This window comes from candidate division KSB1 bacterium (genome assembly GCA_016214895.1).
Classification (GTDB): domain Bacteria; phylum Electryoneota; class RPQS01; order RPQS01; family RPQS01; genus JACRMR01.
The window spans coordinates 356171-375459 of the sequence record JACRMR010000020.1; the positions used below are offsets into that span (position 1 = coordinate 356171).

A 19289-nucleotide genomic window follows, 5' to 3' on the forward strand; every position below is an offset into this window, starting at 1 on the left:
GCACGTTTCAAGTTTGAAGTTTCAAGTTTGGACGTGTCCGTTAGCCTTAGTAAAGATAGACATTTCGCTGTAAGAGGCAAGGGATCGGCACCTTGCATTTCGAGTGGGAAAGTCGTACATTTATGGTTGGGGTTAGGGGGGGTTGCGTGAAAATTCACAAGGCGCGGCAAGCGCTGAAAATACAGGACATTACGAGGCATCCATGCACGACAAGTTGTTTATTCCGGGGCCGGTTGAAGTACGGCCCGAACTGCTTCAGGAACTCGCCCGTCCGCAGGTCGGCCACCGTACGCAGGCGTACCGCGACGTTCATCAGGCAGCGGTCGAGATGACCAAGAAGATTCTCTACACGGAACAGGAAGTGCTGCTGTTTTCCTGTTCGGCGACGGGGGTGATGGAAGGATCGGTGCGGAATCTGGTGCAGAAGAAGGTGCTGCACGGAGTCAACGGCGCGTTTTCGCAGCGTTGGTACAATATCTCCTCCAAGTACAACGGGCTGCCGGCGGACAAGATTGAAGTCCCGTGGGGACAGGCGATCAAGCCGGAAATGGTCGATGCCAAGCTGCGCACCGGCGAGTTCGACTGTTTTTGTCTGGTGTTCAACGAGACCTCGACGGGCGTGCGGGCGCCGATCGAAGCGATTGCCGAGTTGATGAAGAAGTACCCCGACGTGATGTTCTGTGTAGATGCGGTGTCGGCGATGTGCGGCGACAAGATCGAATGCGACAAGCTCGGACTCGATGTGTGTCTGGCCGGGACGCAGAAATGCTGGGGGCTGCCGGCGGGGTTGTGCGTGACGATGATCTCGAACAAAGCGATGAAGCGCGCGGAGACGGCGAAAAATCCGGGCTACTATGTGAACTTCATCGATGCGAAGAAATATAACGACAAGCACGAAGTGCCGCATACTCCGGCGGTGCCGCTGATCTTCGGCTTGCGCGCGCAGGCGGACTACATCCTGAACAAGGAGGGTCTGGAAAATCGCTGGAACCGGCATAAGGAGCTGGCGAAGCTGGTGCGCGGCTGGGCGGTGGAACGTGGCTTTGAGATGTTCCCGGAAAAGGGCTATGAGTCGGTGACGCTCTCGACGATCACGAACACGCGGGGGATCAGTATCTCGCAGCTCAACAAGGATTTGTCGAAGACGCATCATGCGATCATCTCCAACGGCTACGGCGATTTGAAAGAGAAGACGTTCCGCATCGCACACATGGCCGACTGGCAAGTGAAAGACATCAAGGAGTTGCTGGGTTGGCTGGACGAACTGATCGCGGTGCCGGCGACGGCATAGAACCGGGCTGAAGACGGAGGGACGAGGGCTGAGAACCTTGTCCCTCTTTTGTTTCAAGAAAACCTGAAACGTGAAACGTGAAACTTGAAACTTGAAAGTCGATTCCGGAACTCGACCCCCCGGCCCCCCCACAAAGTGGAGGGAGACCCGAGGGACGAAAGCACGAAACGGAGGTTGCAATGATTTGCTTACTGGGCTTGTTGCTCCTTTCGAGTGTTTGTATTGCTCAGCCGGCGGAGGGGCCATGGACGGTGGTGGTGGCGGCCACCGGCGAAGTCTTCACGGATTTGTGCATCGGCCCGGCGGGCCCGGACCGCAGCGTGATGTTCGTCGTACAGGATCGCGATACCACCCTCGCGACCTGTCGCTTTGGGGTCTTTGACTGGATCCAGCACGGAATCTTGTCCGACAGTTTCCCGCCCGTTTGGTCGGCAGCGGGCCGGCGGCTGACCATCGGCGATGGCCTTTCGCTGTCGCGCGATTCGTGGGCTGCTGTAGTGTATGAAGAGGATTATCGGTTCGCCAATAACGTCAAGCGCAACCGGACCCTCCTCATCAGCTCCCTCGCTGGCGCATGGAATGGCCGCGAGCTGGATACCGGAATCGTCCATCACTCCGGCGGTCCATTCGCTGGCGACCACTGGAATGACGACTTCCGTTTGCTGAAGCGGATGGGCGCCTCCGGCACGTTTGTTTCGTGGCTGCAGCACGGTAACCATCCGTATTTCCCGGAGCCGCTGAACCTGATCGCGCTTCGTACGCTGGATGCTAACCTCAATCCGGTCGCTGAGCATCTGGCGGGAGACGACGCGGTGTATGGACCGCATTCGAGCTATCCCATCGTCATCCATGCGGATTCGGTGGTGGTCCTCGGTACCATCCGTGTCGAGACCCAATCCGGCCTCTGCTGGTTTCCGCCCGAGCCCTACGGCGATCCGTGGCGAGTGACGATGTGCGACGATGAATGGAGCGACTTTCAGATGACCCGCTCCGGCCGCTGGATCGCGCTCGAAACGGGCATGAGCGATGGTGTCGGTTCTGCTACTGAGATCTCGCCAAGCGGCGCTTGCCTCACGCTCTCGGAGTTCTCCAACGTTGAAACCTGGTCTGAATCCGCCTGGAATCCCGACCTCGGCTGGGTTCTGGCGCGAAGCACCGACGGCTACATCGAGCTCATGCGCCTCGACACTTCGGGCAATCCGCACCTGTCCCGGGGACTTGTTTACGAAACGGACCTCCTGCATCGCATCTTCACCACGGATATCGCCATCGATGAGTTCGGTCAGATCGTCATCGCCTGGACGGAAGGGCTGGCCAACGATAGTGCCGCGGCCTCGCTATCGATCGCGCGCTGCTCGTGGAATACACCACTGACCGTTGGCAGACCGCTCTTCACACCGACGCCGGCATCGCTTTCGCTGTCGGCCTTTCCGAATCCGTTTAACAGCGAATTGCGGATTGAGTACGAACTCGGTCAGGCGGAGCGCGTGCAGCTTGCGGTTTACAATACGGTGGGGCAGCGCGTGGATGTGCTTGCGGATGAACAGCTGGCGGCGGGGAAGCACGTGGTGAATTGGCGGCCGGGCGGCGCGACGGGGATTTACTTTGTGCAGTTGCGGGCGGGGGCGGACGTGCGGACGGTGAAGGTGATGAGTCTCAAGTGAGCTGAGCGGAAATCCGAGTTCCGAACGGGGCACGTCCCGACTCAAGAGACGTGCCGCCGCAAGAGAATAGAATTCCGACACCCCCCTATGATCCCCCCTTGAAAGGGGGGATGGGGCTCTGGACGAAAACGCCAAAACGCTTGAGCACAGGGGTGCTTTAGAACAGAGCGGGGCGCATATTTGTATGGCGCTACGGGGAGTCCGGGCGCTTAGAATTCCGGCGGGGACACGGTTCCCGCTTGGCGAAAGTCGAACATGACACGCACGTTGATCGCACTGATTTTCGTCCTTCTGAGTGTCGGCGAGTCGCCGGCGGCGGAGCGGCAGGTGGCGTTCGACAGCGAGGGCAAGCTGCGCACGATTTCGGCCGAGCTTGCGCAGCAGTTGCGGATGTTTCGCGACGTGGCGGATTTCCGCGAGGCGCGGTTGTATGTCGAGCAGGACACGCTGTTCACGCTGGAGCTTCTGTCAGGCCCGGCGGACAGCGTGGAGCGCGAGCGGCGGCCGTTGACCGCTCTGGAAGTTGCGCAGTTGCGGCAGGAGATCGACGGGCGGATTCAGACGTCGGCGCCGGAGCTCTACCTCGACCAGACGGGCCGCACGAAGCTGTTGTTGAACTCGACGGTGCTGGGGATCTTCGGCTACGGACCGGTGCTACCGTACATCCTCAGCATCGAGGACGGCGCGGCGGCGACGGGCCTCTATCTGCTGGCGGCGGGCGGGAGCTTTTTTGTGCCGTGGGCGGCGACGGAGCGCTCGAATGTGACGCGAGCTTCGGCCTCACTGGCGACGTATGGGCTCACGCGGGGCGCATTATTTACCTACCAATTGGCGTCGGTGTTTCGCGGCGATCAGACCGAGGACCGGGGAGTCGTCGGCCTGACTTTCGCCGGGGGTGTCGCCGCGGGATTCGGCGGTTTCGCGCTGGGCGCGAGGCGGAACATGACGGACGGACGCGCGGGGATGATCGGGACGGGCGGCGATTTCGGTGATGCGCTGGGGATGGGTATCGGCGCGCTGACGGACCGGGGCGAAGATGACGAAGAAGAATGGCGGAAGCTGGCGGGCTGGGGTCTGCTCGGTGCGGCTGGCGGTATGGTACTGGAAAACGGCCTCGCGCTGAAGTACCCGTACACGCGCGGCGATTCGTATGTGATTCGCGGCGCGGGGTATTTGGGGATCGGCATTCCGCTGGCGATCATGGGGACGGCGGATGTGAATGACGAGGATGTTTTGCTGACTGGCGGGATTCTCGGCGGCGTGGCGGGTTTGGTAGCGGGACACGTGCTGGTGCGCGGGCAGTCGTACACCGTGGCGGCGGGGCAGCAGTCGATCATCGCGGGGCTGGCGGGTGGGCTGGCCGGGTTGGGCATTGGAACGATCATCAACAGCGGTCGAGACGACAATGCTCCGCTGTACCTGGGTACGATGCTGGGCGCGGTGGGCGGATATGGGATTGCGGTCTATCAGCATCGGCGCATCGCGAGTTTGCTTGGTGAGCGGGTTGATTTCGCGGCGGTTGAACCGACGATATTGACGGGAAGCGAGGGACATGCGGTAATCGGCGTGCATGTGCGAATATTGGGAAACTAAGATTGCGGATGTCAATTCCGGGTTATTGGGGGAGATCCGACTCCCCGATACCGGCCATGCGGGGACGCACGGCTCGGCGAAAACACAAGCAGGAGGTTGCCATGATTTGCTTACTGGGTTTGTTACTCCTTTCGACGATTTGTGTGGCGCAGCCTGTAGAAGGGCCGTGGGTGGTGATGGAGGTGGATACGACGGAATCTATTGGCTGGCCGCGCGCGGCGATGGTGGACCATTCGACAGTGCGTTTGTTCTGGGTGCACCTCCCGGGGCAGGGAAGCGAGGTCCGCACGCAGCTCTATGACTTGGCGATGCGCGAGCTCGTCGGGACGTTCGAAGTCGTGCGGACGGATTCGCTCGCCCAGAAGATTCACGATTGCGTGGCGGAAGGCACGGATCGATGGGCGGTGACGGTCTCGAATCAGCCCACCGTTCACTCCACGCGGCTCCTCTGTATCATCGGACGCGCCGGCGGCATACTGTCACAGCAAATCGACAGCAGCCATGAATCGCAGGTGCCGTGGCTATCGAGCTACGGGTATTTCCTTCCGCACATCGCGCCGCGCCTGGGCGGTGGTTGGCTGATGTCGTGGATCCATTACACATGTGGCGGTCCGTACGGCGAATGCAGCAACGAGGTTTATCTGAGCGCAATGGGCGATTCGATCGAGTATCGAAGACAGGTGCTACCGCCCGAGTACCAGTTGTTCGGACCGGAGGATTGCATACCTTACTCTCGCACGACGGACACGAGCTGGGTCTTTATACCCATCATCAGCCACTTTGTCGAGACCACGGCCTTGTTGCGATCATATCCTGCGGCTGACAGCACGGTATTGGACACGGTCTGCACGTTTGACTGCCCGATTGCCTGGTTCTCCGCCGCTTCGGGATTCGGAGTGATGCACGATGGCCAGATGATGTTGTACTCCGACGGCCACGGCTCCGGCAATGTGCTTTATCGATTGGACACGGAGCGGAATTGCGATCTCCTGGCGGACTTGAACCACCCCGAGGCTCCTCATCGCGCTATCCTCCAACCGTCATTCGGGTTCGTCGGCAGCTGGACTCGTCCGTCATACGTGGAACTCGCACGCTTGAGTCCGTATGGCGACAGTCGGGCGCCGGGCGTGTTCTATTGGCGCGATTCCGTTCATGTGATCACGGAATCAGATCCGGTGGTATTGAACGACGGGCGGATCTTCGTAGTGTGGACCGAGCGGGAAGAAACGCACGAGAATTCGACGCGGTTGTTGATCGCGGGAATCAATTGGGACACGCCGCTCTCCGCGGGCGCGAGTCGTCCGGTTCCGGTTCCGGTATCACCGAGATTGTCTGCTTACCCCAATCCTTTCAACAGCGAACCGCGGATTGAGTATGAACTCGCTCACGCGGCGGAGGTGGAATTAGAGGTGCACAATACGGTTGGGCAGCGTGTAGCCACGTTGGTGGATGGTCGGGTTGACGCGGGGCGGCGGGCGGTGACGTGGACGCCTACCGTGGCGACAGGCATCTATTTTGTGATGCTACGGAGCGGTGGAAGCATGGAAACGCGGAAAGTGTTATATTTGAGATAACCGCTGAGAGACTGAAACGCTGAAATGCCGATTCCCTCCCCCCTGCCCCCCCGCTGAAGCGGAGGGGTGGAAGCGGCGGATTCCGGCAGGGCTTGGAGACCTCGCTCGGGGTTGGGCTGGCGGCACGGAGGTTGCGGCAGTTCTACAGGTTGAGTCGAAGATCGGATCAAAGAAGCGTGAGGAGCGACGGTTGCGGATTCTCCTGTTGATGCTGTTGCACGCGGCGATCGTGTATGCGGAAGACGTCCGGCCGGACAGTTTGCGTTATGTCTTGCCGGAGCAGACAATCATGGGTCTGCGCTGGCAGACGCAGAGCGGGGCGATTCCCCAGAGTGTGACGAGCATTACGCAGCGGGAGTTGGAGTTCGCGAATCCGCAAACGGCGGCGGATGCGATCGGCCACACGGGGCAGGTCTTTGTCCAGAAGAGTCAGTTGGGCGGCGGCTCGCCGCTGCTGCGGGGGTTTGCGGCCAATTCGGTGCTGCTCGTGATGGACAACGTGCGGCTGAACAACGCGATCTATCGCGGCGGCAATTTGCAGAATATTATTCAGCTCGATGCGAGCACGCTGGAGCATGCGGAGGTGCTGTTCGGGCCGGGCTCGGTGATGTACGGCAGCGATGCGCTGGGGGGGGTCATGATCTTCAACACGCCGACGCCGCGGCCGTCGTTCTCGAATGCAGCGGCGGTGCGGGGCGGCGGGTTCACGCGCTACTCGTCGGCGAATTTCGAGCAGACCGGTCACGCTCACATTGAACTCGGCTACCGCAGATGGGGATTTCTGACGGGGCTGACCTACTCCGACTTTGATGATCTGCGAGCGGGTTCGGTGCGTCCGGACGGTTATCCGGATTACGGGAAACGGCCGGAGTATGTGGTGCGCGTCGGTGAAACGGACGTGATCGTGGCGAATGACGACGAGAACCTGCAGAAGCCGTCGGGCTACAGCCAGTTCAATTTGCTGCAGAAGGTCAGCTATTTTGGCTCGCCGCGCTGGCAGGCGCACTACGCTTTCTACTACAGCACGAGTTCGAATATCCCGCGCTACGACCGCTTGCTGGAATACCGCAAAGGCCGGCCGCGCGCGGCGCAATGGTATTACGGACCGCAGGACTGGCTGATGAACCGGATCCAGCTGCGACTAACCGACGGTGGCGGGCTGTACGACGAGGCGAGCATCATCGCGGCACAGCAGTATGCTCAGGAGAGCCGCCACGACCGCGGCTTCGCGAGTGAAAGTCTCGCGCATCGCACGGAAGCTATCGATGTGTATTCGCTGAACGCGGATCTCGGGAAGCGGATCGCCGCGGGGCAGCAGCTGCTATACGGATTGGAACTCACGCACAACGACGTGATTTCGGAAGCAGTGCGCGAGAATCTCATGACGGGCGAGCTTGGCCCCGAATCCACGCGCTATCCGGACGGCGGGAGCACGCTGTCGTCCGTTGCCGCGTATGTCGGGCATGACTGGGCGACGAGCCGCACGACCGCGCTCGAAACCGGCTTGCGCTACACGCACACGTTATTGAATTCCAAGTTTGCGGACAAGCGGTTCTACGCGTTTCCCTTTGACGAGATCGACGTGCGCACGGGCGCTCTGACCGGCAGCGTGGGCCTCAGCTATCATCCCGTACTGAACACGCGTCTCTTCGGCTCCCTGTCGTCGGGCTTTCGCGCGCCCAACGTGGACGATGTGGGCAAGGTCTTCGATTCCGAGCCGGGGAGTGTGGTGGTGCCGAATCCTGAGCTGGGTCCTGAGTACTCCTACAACGGCGAGCTCGGGCTGGAGCAGCGCTGGGGAGATCGCTGGACGGCGCGCGGGGCGGTTTATTACTCGCAATTGGTGAACGCGATGGTGCGCCGCGCTTTCCAGTTCAACGGGCAGGATTCGATCGAGTATGAAGGTACGCTGTCCGAAGTCCAGGCGATCGTGAACGCGGGGCGCGCATACGTGACGGGCTTTGATCTGGCGCTGAGCTGGGATGCAAGCCGGAAGTGGCATGCGCGGACAATGCTGACCTATACCGCGGGACGCGATACGGAGGCGGATGTGCCGCTGCGACATATTCCGCCGCTGTTTGGGGAGACGCGGTTGAAGTACGAGCGGTCGCGGTGGTCGGGCGAGTTTTTTGCGCGGTATAACTTTGACAAGCAGTTCGGCGATCTCGCGCCGGAAGAGCAGAGCAAGACGCAGCTCTATACCGTGGACGGCACGCCGGGCTGGTACACGCTGAATCTGCGCGGACTGGTGAAGGCGCATTCGCGACTTGACGTCAGTCTGGGTTGCGAAAACATGATGGACATTCACTACCGGCCGATGTCCTCGGGGATCAGCGCGCCGGGGCGAAATATCATCGTGGCGTTGCGCACGCGGTTTTGAGGCGGGGCGCAGGGCGACCGGTGCCGCCGCGGACTTCTCTTGATTCATTCTGGTTGTTTCATTTCGTTCCTCTTCATTTCCGATTTTCGAAGGACTCATGGCTCACATTTTGATTTCGGACGAGATCGATGCCAAATCCGTGGACGCGATTCGCGGACTTGGCTATACGGTTGACGTCAAGCACTACGCACCGGACGAGCTGGTGCAGCAGATTGGGCCGTATCACGCGATCGTGGTGCGGTCGGCGACGAAGGTTACGGCCCCGGTGATCGACGCGGGCAGGAATTTGAAATTGATCGTGCGCGGCGGCGTGGGCGTCGATAACATCGACGTCGCGCACGCGGAGCGGCAGGGCGTGAAAGTGATGAACACGCCGGGGGCGTCGAGCGATTCGGTGGCGGAGTTGGCGCTGGGTCTGATGTTCGCGGTGGCGCGGGAGCTTCCGGCGGCGACGGCGAGCATGAAGGCGGGCGTGTTTGACAAGAAGGCGTTTTCGAAGGGGATGGAAGTCGGCGGCAAGGTGCTGGGGATCATTGGCATGGGCCGGATCGGGACGAAGCTGGCGCAGAAGGCGGCCTCGCTGGGCATGCGCGTGATCGTGGCCTATGATAAATTCCCGGAGGTGGCGAAGTCGCACGGCGTGCCGCTGCTGACGAAGCGCGAGGTGATTGAGCAGGCGGATTTTCTGTCCTTGCATGTGCCGTACGACAAGACGGCGGGACCGGACATTACGGCGACGGAGATTGGCTGGATGAAGCAGGGCGCGGTGTTGATTAACTGCGCGCGCGGCGGGGTGGTCGATGAGCAGGCATTGCTCGATGCGCTGAACGCGGGCAAGTTGCGCGGCGCGGGGATTGATGTGTGGGTCGGCGAGCCGAGTCCGCGCAAGGATTTGGTTGAGCATCCGAAGGTGGTCGCGGCTCCGCACATCGGTGCGGCGACGGTGGAGGCACAGGCGCGGGTGGGCGGCGAGGTAGTGCAGATCTTGAAGGAGTTTTTCGGGTAGAAGAATTGCGAGACGGAGAAGCTGAGCCGGATTCCGGCCGGGTTGCGAAGACTTAACCCGGCTCGGCGTAGCTGGGGCGCAGTCCCGGCTCGGCGGCAAACTTGGATCGACGTGCGGGGGCACATGATCGGAATAGTCATCACAGAGCTTGTCATACTTGCGAGAGTTTTTTCGCGGGCGGCAGGCTCTGTGTTTTTTTCTACTGTTATTCAAAGCTATGGAAGGAGTTCACGATGCGCGGTTTGACATTGATCATCATGCTGCTGGTGCTTTCCGCAATCGGAAATGCGCAGCCGTGGCAGTGGGAGTTGCTGGCGGAGGATTATTTTCATCCGACGGGATTTCCGGAGCAGGTGAGCGAACAGCTTGCGGTGGTCGGTGATTTTGACGGGGATGGGTGGGGCGAGTTTTGTGAGATCGTGGGCCCGAATGTCGTGTTGGCGCGCCGCGTGCAACCTGCGGAGCCGGTGCGCTGGACTGGGACGATGACCGATTGGCACGGACTAATCGGAGAGTCGTATCCGCTCGGGCTTGCGGCCTACGATCTTGACGGGAATGGCGCGGACGAACTGATCACGTTCACCTTTGATACGGATACGACGCTGGTTCGTTGCTTCAGTTGGATCAACGATACGGCCTGGACGGAGCGCACGGAATTCGCGGCGCTGTTCCAATTTGAATTTCCGATTTGGCGGGCGGATTTCGCGGATCTTGATGGGGACGGTCGCTTGGACATGGTGGCGGAGCTGGCGACGCTGTGCATGTATCCGTGCGTGGGCATCTTTGAGCGGAATGATGCGGGGGTGTGGGAAGAGCGCTTTGGGGAGATGCTGGAATACGCGTCGGTGTTATCCATCTATCACGGTGATGTTGACGGGGACGGTGATCTCGATGCGGCGATTGCAAATGACAATTCGTTCGGCGATCCGCCGCTTCGATCCGTAAGAGTGTATGCAAATACGGACGGCGTGCTGGCGCCGGCTCCGGCCGCCGCGTCACTTGCACCGCTGTGCGGTGGTGATCTGAACGGCGATGGTGATTGGGAGGCCCTGGCCCGAGATCGGACGTTCAGCGGATGGCAGCACACCGAGTTGATGCCGGGCGAGTTGCTGTCACCGCGAGTGCATCGCAGTTGGGGACGGTTTGACGGGACGGTGGCGGCCAACTTCCGGGTTGCCGGTCAGCAGACGGTCATCGGGTATCGCAATTACGATTGGGAGGTAGTTCCGAGCGTCTGGGCGCATGCCTTCAGTGCGCAATATCGCACGGGGGACGGCTGGGATACGCTGGCCACAAATTGCATAAACATCCAGGACAATCATGGCTTAGAGTGCCTGGAGTTGAGCCGGGGCGACATTAACGGAGACGACTTGAGTGATCTGCTTCGCGTGATCCGGATGCCTGACCGGACGCGCCACTGGGACTTTCTGCTCAATCGCGGAAATCCGAATCACGATTCCCTGTGTGCGGTGGACGGGCAGTCGCTTGAATTCGCGGAGGACACGCTTTCCGGCGCGCCGCTGCTGGGCGATATCACCGGTGACGGGCGAGCGGAAATCGCGTACCTTGCCTGGATCTGGGACGCGCCGCGAGTGGTAAATTTCTATGAAATCGTCGGGGACATTTCCGATGTCAACTTCGTGCATCATCCCGAGTGGACCGACGGGCTGATAACGGAGTTCGACCTGATCCGCCTCGCCGATCTCGACGGCGACGGCTTGGCCGAGCTGATCGGTCACGGGCAGGACGGCTGGGAGAGTTGGTTCCGGCGCGGAGGAAGTTGGGTGCGGTATGAGAACATCCTTCCGGCGCAGATCGGTGATTACGAGGTGAGTTTTGCCGACGCGGATAACGACGGCGACCTCGATGCGTTCGCGGGCGGGCAGGTCTGGCTCAGCTTGAGTCCTTCGATCATGGATGAAAGTGGCCATGTAGTAGTGGCATCGTTCGAGCTGACGGCGTACCCGAACCCGTTCAATCCGAGCACGACGCTTGCCTTTATCATAGAGGCGGCAGCGCACGTTTCGCTGAAAGTACTGGACTTGAACGGGCGGACCGTGAAGAGTTTGCACGATGGCGTGCTGAGCGCGGGCGAACATCGGGTCAGTTTTGATGGCACGGGCTTGCCCTCGGGAATCTACTTCGCTAATTTGAGCACGCCACGCACCACTTTGACCCGCAAGCTGCTGTTGGTCAGATAGTCAACTCAAATGGGGGAAGGGAGACAATCATGGGAGCCACGGCAAAGCGGTTACTGTTTGCGGTGCTATTTCTCGCGATGGCGAGTGCGCCGTACGCGCTGAATTATATGTACTTCAGCGACACGGAACTTACGGTGTTCAACGGCCGGATCAGGTCGTGGCATCTGGATACCCTCGGCGGCCCGATTCGCACAAATGACATGTTCATGATGATGACGGGCGTGCCCTCCGCTCCGTGTGAGTACGTGATTCAGTCATCGGACAGTGTGTGGTGGGACTCGACCTACGGACACGAATGCTGGCAGTATGTCCACGGTGCACCGCCGCTCCCCTGGCCTGACAACGCGCAGTGGCACCGCGAGCAGGCGATTGCGCAGGGGCACTACTTCGATGAAGGCGACACGATGCGCGCGCGGGTGCGGTTGTTCGGAGATTGGCTGCGCGTCTGGTTTGCCGGATTCAACCAGCCGTTCGACTCCGTGGACTTTGTGGACCATTTCATTGAAGACTCCGCTATCGTGTGGTTTGAAGCGCCGCTCAGCGTATGGGGTGTGGTCACCACGAATCTGATTCTGTGTTCCAGCGCGGATGTCGGTCTTGAGGATAACATCCGCTACGGCAGTTCCGATCCAGTCCGCGGCGAGATCGTGCCGGGACACGAGGAGAAATTCGCGCTGATCGCCGAGGGCAGCATCGTCGTGCTCAACACGTGGGCTAATGGCCGCGAGAACTCCGGCGGTGATGGCAACAACCAGCCCGATCCCGACTCGACGGACATTGCGCTGAACGGACTTTACTATTCGCTGCACGGGAGTTTCACCTTTGCGCAACAGAATGATCCCGACAGCGGCTATGTGTGTACGTGTATGCCGGATGACCGTGGGGTGATCTATCTTTGGGGTAGTATTGGCCAGCAACAACGCGGCTACGTTCATCGCTCGACCCGCCAGAGCACGGGATACCTGAAGGGGTACAGGTACGACCCCGACTTGAAATTCTGGAACACCGGGTTGTTCGCGAACGTCGTGGAGAACGAGATCGTTCCGGCATCGCTGGAGTTCGACACGATCACCGTGGGCGAGTTCGCCTTCGCGAGCACGCAGTTTACGAATGAGTTCGTTCCGTTGCGGCTGACGGAGCTTTCGACGACGACGCCGTTTGCGGCGGATGATTCGGTGTTTGACGAGGCTTGGACGCACGAGCTGCAAGTCATATTCTTGCCCCAAGCCCCCGGCGAGTACAACGGCACACTCAGCTTCCGCAGCGACTATTACAACCGGACCTTCACGGTCCCGCTGCACGGCGTGGCGGTCGGCCTGGGCGCGGAGTCGCCCGGGTCTCCGTTGCCGGATCGGTTGACGCTCGGCGTCTATCCGAATCCGTTCAACTGCATGGCGACGATCTCGTTTGGGTTGCCGGAAGCGGGCGTGGTGAAGCTCGTGCTGTTTGATCTGCTGGGCCGCGAAGTGCGAACACTTGCGAATTCCGCTTACCACGCGGGCGAGCACAAGCTGAGTGTGAATGGGGCCGGACTCGAATCGGGGCTTTACTTTGCGCGGCTCGAACTCGCCGAAAGCTCGATCACGGAGAAACTTCTGCTTATCAAGTAACCAACACATTCCTAAGGGGGGAATGGAACGATGAACATCACAGCCAAACAATTACTGTTGGCAATCCTGTTGTTGTCGATGGCGAGTGCGCCGTACGCGCTGAATTACATGTACTTCAGCGACACGGAAGTGACCGTGCTCAACCAGCGAATTCCATTCGAGACTGGCGACACGCTTGACGGTCCGATCCGCACCAACGAGCAATTCACACTTGCGCACTACCCGGTGTTCTATGGCTACGTGATTCAGTCCGCGGATAGCTTCCTGACGGAGGGCTGGACTAATCCGCATTTTGGCAATCCGGATCTGCTGGTCTTCGGCGCGCCGACGCTCCCGTGGCCGGAGAATGCTAACTGGCACCGCGAGCAAGCCATCGCCGCCGATCACTATCTCGATCAAGGCGATACCATGCGCGCTCGCGTGCGCTTGAACGGCGATTCGATGCGCGTCTGGTTCGCCGGACCCAATCAGGTCTTTGATTCAGTCAGCTACAGCGACTATCCGCTCGGAGACTCCTCGCTGTATTGGATTCAAGCGCCCATCGAGGTCTCGGGGACCGTATCTGGTACGCTCATCCTCTGCACCAGTCTTGATGCCGGATTGGCCGATAACACCCTGTACACCAGTTCGGATCCCGTAAATGGCCGGCCCGACTACCTCCACCCGGAGAAGTTCGCCCTCATCACCGAAGGCAGCATCGTCATTCTTAACACACCAGCCAACGGTCGCGAGAATTCCAGTCACGGCTCCCACATCGCTCTGAACGGCCTCTACGTCGCCCTCGGTGGCAGCTTCACCTTCGCTGAACAAAACGATCTCGACAGCGGTTATGTCTGCGAGTGCGCGCCTGATAACCGGGGCTACATCTTCCTCTGGGGCGGAATTGCTCAACGACAAGCCGGCTACACCCACCGCTCCAATCGCACGAGCACGGGCTACCGGAAGTATTATCGTGGTGATCGCAATCTCACCTACTGGTCCACCGGGCTGTTTTCCGACGTCGCCGAGAACGTCATCGAACCGGCCACACTCGAATTCGATACCATTTCCATCGGTCAACACGATACGCTGGCCGTTCGCTTCACCAACGCGTTTGTCCCGCTGCGGTTGACGGACATCACGGTCAACCAACCATTCCTTGTTGATAGCGGCGAACTCTCCGAGGCGTGGACACACGACATCCGCGTCGTCTTTGCGCCGACCACGGAGGGAACTTACACAGGGACTCTGTCCTTCCGTGCGGTCTTTCGCCAATTCACTTTCACGGTCCCGCTGCACGGAGTTGCCGTCGGGCTGGGCGCGGAGCGACCCGCGTCTCCCTTGCCGGATCGGTTGACGTTGTCGGTCTATCCGAATCCGTTCAACAGCGTAACCACGCTTCGCTATTCGCTGAGCAGAGCTGAACACGCGGAACTCCTGATCGTGGATGTCAATGGCCGCCAAGTCGAGCGGTTTGGGCTGGCTGCCGTCGCCGGGGAGCATTCGCTGACGTGGGATGCGCGGGCGGTCGGGACCGGGATCTATTTTGCGCGGCTGACGGCGGGCGCTGGCATGCGGACGGAGAAGTTGTTGCTGCTGAAGTAGGCCGGATTACCGCGCGTACGCAGCGGGCCGCTGCGAAGGCGCAAGATCCAGCCCCCCAGGGTCCCGCCACAGGGTGCGGGGAACCTCGAAGCGGTTGCGGGATTGAGCGGAATTTCGTATCTTGGGCGGCATGACCGCGGCGCATGGCTATCTGCTATTTCTCTGTTTGATCTGGGGACTGACGTTTCCGCTGGTGCAGATCGCGCTCGCGGATGCGTCGCCGTTCGCGTTTCTGGCGGCCCGGTTTGCGATTGCGGTGTTGATCTTTCCGGCCCTGGCCTGGAAACGGGTGTTCCGCCTGAACGGCGATCTGTTGCAGAAGGGGCTCGGCCTGGGCCTGCTGTTGTTCGCGGGCTTCGCCTTTCAGACGTTCGGGCTGGCCTGTACGACGGCGGATCGCGCGGCGTTCATCACCGGGCTGTTCGTACCGTTCACGCCGCTGTTCGCGTGGCTGCTGTTTCGCGAGCGGATCGGCGGGCGATTGTGGCTGGCCGTAGCGTTGGCGTTCACCGGCCTCTTGATCATGTCGTGGCCGGAGTCCGGCGGCGTGGTGAATTTCGGCGATGTGCTGGTGTTCGGTTGCGCGGTCGTGTTTGCGTTGCAGGTGGTGATGGTGGATCGCTGGGTCCATCACGACAATGAGGACCAACTCACCTGGCTCGGCTTCGCCTTCACCCTGGCGGCGGCGCTGCTCTTTCTGCCCTTTGTGCCGTTGCATTTTCACGTGACGGCATCGCTGATCTGGATTCTGCTGTATTGCGCGATTCCCGGACTCGCCTTCGCGATCTGGATGCAGCTCCGCTATCAGCCGAAGATCTCGTCAACGGCGGCGGCCGTGATCTACGCGACGGAGCCGATCTTTGCCGCGCTGGCGGCGTGGGCGATTCAGGATCACATCCCGCAGCGCCGGACTCTGATCGGAGCAGTGTTTATTGTGAGTGCCATGCTGCTCTCGGTGCCGGTGCAGAAGGTGCTCAACACCATGCGCACTACGGCAGCGGATCCGGAAGAATCCGGCCGGGTTGCGAGGACTTAACCCGGCTCGGCATACAAGGAATCAGCGATGCTGCGAATAAGTGTAATCTGTCTGTGGAGTATCCTGTTGGCGATTCCGCTCCTGGCCGAACCGCGGCGGATCGTGGTGGAGCGGCCGGCGGCGGTGCAGCCGGACAGTATCGGCGCGCCGTACCGTTATGAGGCGGCGACGGATTCGACGCCGGGCCGGGTCGTGATCGATCCGGGCGCGATGATCTTTCAGATGAAGGTCGATTCGGTGAACCGCATTGCCGAGGAGAAGATTCGCGACCTGATCAAGAAATTGGAGCGGCATTTCGAGGATCCGCAAGTCGAGGAAGAGGTGGGCCGCTGGATCGGCGAAGCGGTGATGCAGCAGCAGATGTCGCTGTTGGACCTGCAGATCGATCGCGCGCTCGAAATGAAGGATACGCTGCTGCTGAAAGGACTCGAAACCACGCTGCGCGAATTGATCGCGAATAGTGACGTGGTGCGCGCAGAACTGCGCAAGCAGCTCAATTTGCTGGAACATCGCTTCGACCAGATCGAGGGGGTATTCGAAGAGTCCCGGCGGTAGCGTCCCCCCCGAGCGTAACCCCGACCACGAAACAAGAAACGAGCGCAGCCCCGGCTGCGCTCGTTTGTTTTACTCCGGTGACACCGCGTGGCTAACGCAGGATGCGGATCGTGGCCACGGAGTTCGTGGGCGCGCCGTTCGCCCGCAGGAAATAGACCCCGGCGGCGAGACTGCGCGTGTCAATCCCCTGAAGGCCGCGACCGGAGATCGGTGCCATGAGCACTCTCCGGCCGAGTAGATTATAGAGGCTCAGTTCGCGGGGCGCACCGCTTGATCCGCTGACAAACAGCACACTCCCCGCGTGGAGCGGATTCGGCCAGACCAGCAGTGCGACGTCTGCTTTTGCGCGACGCGGCTGCCCGCCGACGGCGTCGTGCATCAACTCCAGCACCGGCAGCGGATGTCCGGCGAAGTCGAAGCACGCCAGATTCTCCCACGGCGAGCCGAAGGAATCGTTCGCGAGCCACGTGGGTTCCCAGTAGAACACCGGCGTTTCCACCCCCTGATTGGCCGCGCGTGCGATCTCCATGACGTCGCGGATGAATGCGGCCTGACCATCGGGCGTGGCACCGTACGCGGTATCGAGTTGCGCGGAATCGCCGACGATATTGTGCTCATCGTCGTTCCCCTCGAGCGTGAACGGATAGGCGGTCTCGACAACCCAGACCGGCTTGTGATACACGCTCACCAGGTCCGTCAGGTTCTCGCTCAAATCGTTCAGCGAACCCTGCCACCAGCGGTAGTAGGACTGGCCGATCACGTCAAACGGCACGTGCCGTTCTTGCAGGTGATCGAACCACCAGCGTGACGTGAGGTTGTCGCCGCCGCGGTCGAGCTGCAGGACGATCAGCGGCCACTCGTCCGGCGGCAGCGCGGCGTGGATGCCGCCGATCGCGGAGAGCACCAGGGCGGCGAGTTGGTTCCACTGCTGGGGCGTATCGAACTCACCGCCCACCCGGCCGTCATCCCACAACATCCCATTCGTAATTTCGTTGCCGATTTGAACCGCGGCGGGCGTGGCCCCGGCCTCCTGAAATCGGCGCAGCACGCTCGCGGTGTATTGATACACGGAATCCGTCAGTGCCGCGAAATGGAGGGCCTGCCACGCGGCGGGCTTGCGCTGGTTCGCCGGATCGGCCCAGGTGTCGGAGCAGTGCAGGTCAAGCAGCAGTTGCTGACCCGTCTCGCGGATGCGCTGCGCGAATGCAATGGTCGAATCGAGACCGTGCCACGGCTCCACCGGTGTGTGCCAGAGCCGCAGCCGGACGAACCGCAGGCCGCTCTGCTGCAAGTAGTCCAGTGCGTCACGCGGCTGCCCCTCCTGATCATAGAAGATTGCGCCGCCGTGTTCCGCGCGCGGCAGGATCGAAAGATCGGCGGCCAGCTGCGCCATCGAGGGCTGGCCGCACGCGAACAGGACGCAGAGCACGAACGCGCCCGCGCGGGCGCGTCTCAACTCCGGACGGCGGGAACTCGCGGGCATTAGTCCGTCCCGCTCACTTGCAGCAGAATCCAGCCGGTGCTCATGCTCGAAATCACGATCACGAACGTCCAGCAAATGATGTTGTAGAAGCGGCTGTTGACATACTCTCCCATCAGGCGGCGATTGTTGATCATCAGCAGGATCGGAATCAGCGTGAACGGCAACATGATGCCGTTGATGACCTGCGAATAGAACATCACCTGAATCAGCGGCAGGTTCGGGAGCAAGGCGATAAACGCGCCGAGCGCGATCAACGACGTATAGAGCACGTAGAACTGGCGGGCTTCGCCGAATTTCCGGTCCACGCCCGATTCCCACCCCAGCGCTTCACAGATCGTGTAAGAGGTCGAAATGGGCAGAATCGACGCCGCAAACAGGCTGGCGTTGAGCAGGCCGATCGCGAACAGGAGCGCGCTGAACTGTCCGGCCAGCGGGGCCAGCGCCTGCGCGGCGTCGGCGGCGGTGTCGATGCGGACGGCATGTACAAATAGCGTCTCCGCGCAGACTACGACGATGAACAGCGCCACGATCGCTACGGTGATCCCGCCGAAGATCGTGTCGGCGCGGGACAGATTGTAATTGCGGATCGAGATGTTCTTCTCCACAACCGACGCTTGCTGGTAGAATTGCATCCACGGGGCAATGGTCGTGCCCACCAGCCCGATCATCGCGAGCAGATAGCTGCGCTCGTAGGTCACGTGCGGAATCACCAGCGCGCGCCCCACCGCCGACCAGTCGGGTCGCAACATATAGCCGGTGAAAATGTAACAGAGATAGAACAGCGTCGCGAACAGGAAGATGCGCTCGACGGTCGCGTAAGTGCCCGCCACGATCAACGCCCACACCAGAAACGCGGCGACGGGCACGCTGACGAGTCGCGGGATGCCGATCAACTCGCCCGCCGCGGCGATTCCCGAGAATTCGGCCAGCACGTTTCCGAAGTTGGTCAGGAGCAGCGCGGCCATCAGGTAGAACGTCCACTTGACGCCGAACTGCTCGCGGATCAGATCGGACAACCCTTTGCCGGTGACCACGCCCATACGGTTGCACATTTCCTGAATCAGGATCAGCGAGACCGTCAGGGGGATGAAGATCCAGAGCAGGGTCAGTCCGTAGCTGGCCCCGGCTTGCGAATAGGTGGTGATTCCGCCTGCGTCATTATCGACGTTGGCAGTGATGATCCCCGGCCCCATCACGGCCAGAAACAACAAAGCCCGTGCGTACACGGGTGAGATTCTGGCGCGCATCGACCTGAGGAGACGGAACACGAACGAGGGCTTAGGGCTGCGGGATCGAGTCGATCAGGGCTGCG

At 60.8% G+C, this 19289-nt stretch carries 13 protein-coding genes; 11 read left to right on the top strand and 2 right to left on the bottom strand.

The annotated features are described in order from the left end of the window. The first annotated feature begins 202 nt into the window (after positions 1–202). The 11 genes from HZB60_11335 (at position 203) to HZB60_11385 (ending at position 16494) form a co-directional block, all read left to right on the top strand. Positions 203–1291 (top strand): alanine--glyoxylate aminotransferase family protein, encoded by a 1089-nt coding sequence (locus tag HZB60_11335; protein ID MBI5060359.1) that lies wholly within the window; start codon positions 203–205, stop codon positions 1289–1291. A gap of 179 nt (positions 1292–1470) precedes the next feature. Further along, positions 1471–2955, top strand: a complete 1485-nt coding sequence (locus HZB60_11340; protein ID MBI5060360.1) for a T9SS type A sorting domain-containing protein — start codon at positions 1471–1473, stop codon at positions 2953–2955. A gap of 255 nt (positions 2956–3210) precedes the next feature. Next, a complete protein-coding gene (locus HZB60_11345; protein ID MBI5060361.1) occupies positions 3211–4548 on the top strand; it encodes a hypothetical protein in 1338 nt (445 codons plus the stop codon). Between the two features lie 101 nt (positions 4549–4649). Continuing rightward, positions 4650–6122, top strand: coding sequence for a T9SS type A sorting domain-containing protein (locus HZB60_11350; GenBank protein MBI5060362.1), 1473 nt, complete (start codon positions 4650–4652; stop codon positions 6120–6122). 190 nt (positions 6123–6312) lie between these two features. Continuing rightward, a complete protein-coding gene (locus HZB60_11355; protein ID MBI5060363.1) occupies positions 6313–8502 on the top strand; it encodes a TonB-dependent receptor in 2190 nt (729 codons plus the stop codon). 97 nt (positions 8503–8599) lie between these two features. Beyond that, a complete protein-coding gene (locus HZB60_11360) occupies positions 8600–9508 on the top strand; it encodes a D-2-hydroxyacid dehydrogenase (protein ID MBI5060364.1) in 909 nt (302 codons plus the stop codon). A 233-nt stretch (positions 9509–9741) separates the two neighbouring features. Further along, positions 9742–11709, top strand: a complete 1968-nt coding sequence (locus HZB60_11365; protein ID MBI5060365.1) for a T9SS type A sorting domain-containing protein — start codon at positions 9742–9744, stop codon at positions 11707–11709. A gap of 29 nt (positions 11710–11738) precedes the next feature. After that, positions 11739–13319: a T9SS type A sorting domain-containing protein gene (locus HZB60_11370; GenBank protein ID MBI5060366.1), complete on the top strand. Its 1581-nt coding sequence runs from the start codon at positions 11739–11741 to the stop codon at positions 13317–13319. A 30-nt stretch (positions 13320–13349) separates the two neighbouring features. Continuing rightward, on the top strand, positions 13350–14903 hold the full coding sequence (locus tag HZB60_11375) for a T9SS type A sorting domain-containing protein (GenBank protein ID MBI5060367.1): 1554 nt from the start codon (positions 13350–13352) through the stop codon (positions 14901–14903). A gap of 121 nt (positions 14904–15024) precedes the next feature. Continuing rightward, positions 15025–15939, top strand: coding sequence for a DMT family transporter (locus HZB60_11380; protein ID MBI5060368.1), 915 nt, complete (start codon positions 15025–15027; stop codon positions 15937–15939). A 27-nt stretch (positions 15940–15966) separates the two neighbouring features. Next, the gene (locus HZB60_11385) at positions 15967–16494 is read left to right on the top strand and encodes a hypothetical protein (GenBank protein ID MBI5060369.1); all 528 of its coding nucleotides are present in this window, start codon (positions 15967–15969) and stop codon (positions 16492–16494) included. Between the two features lie 91 nt (positions 16495–16585). Here HZB60_11385 and HZB60_11390 read toward each other — a convergent pair whose 3' ends face one another. Both HZB60_11390 and HZB60_11395 read right to left on the bottom strand, forming a co-directional pair. After that, positions 16586–17977 carry a glycosyl hydrolase 53 family protein gene (locus tag HZB60_11390; protein ID MBI5060370.1) on the bottom strand — a complete coding sequence of 464 codons (1392 nt, stop codon included), beginning with the start codon at positions 17975–17977 and terminating at the stop codon, positions 16586–16588. After that, a complete protein-coding gene (locus HZB60_11395; protein ID MBI5060371.1) occupies positions 17977–19224 on the bottom strand; it encodes an Nramp family divalent metal transporter in 1248 nt (415 codons plus the stop codon). The genes HZB60_11390 and HZB60_11395 overlap by 1 nt, the downstream gene beginning before the upstream one ends. Positions 19225–19289: the final 65 nt, after the last annotated feature.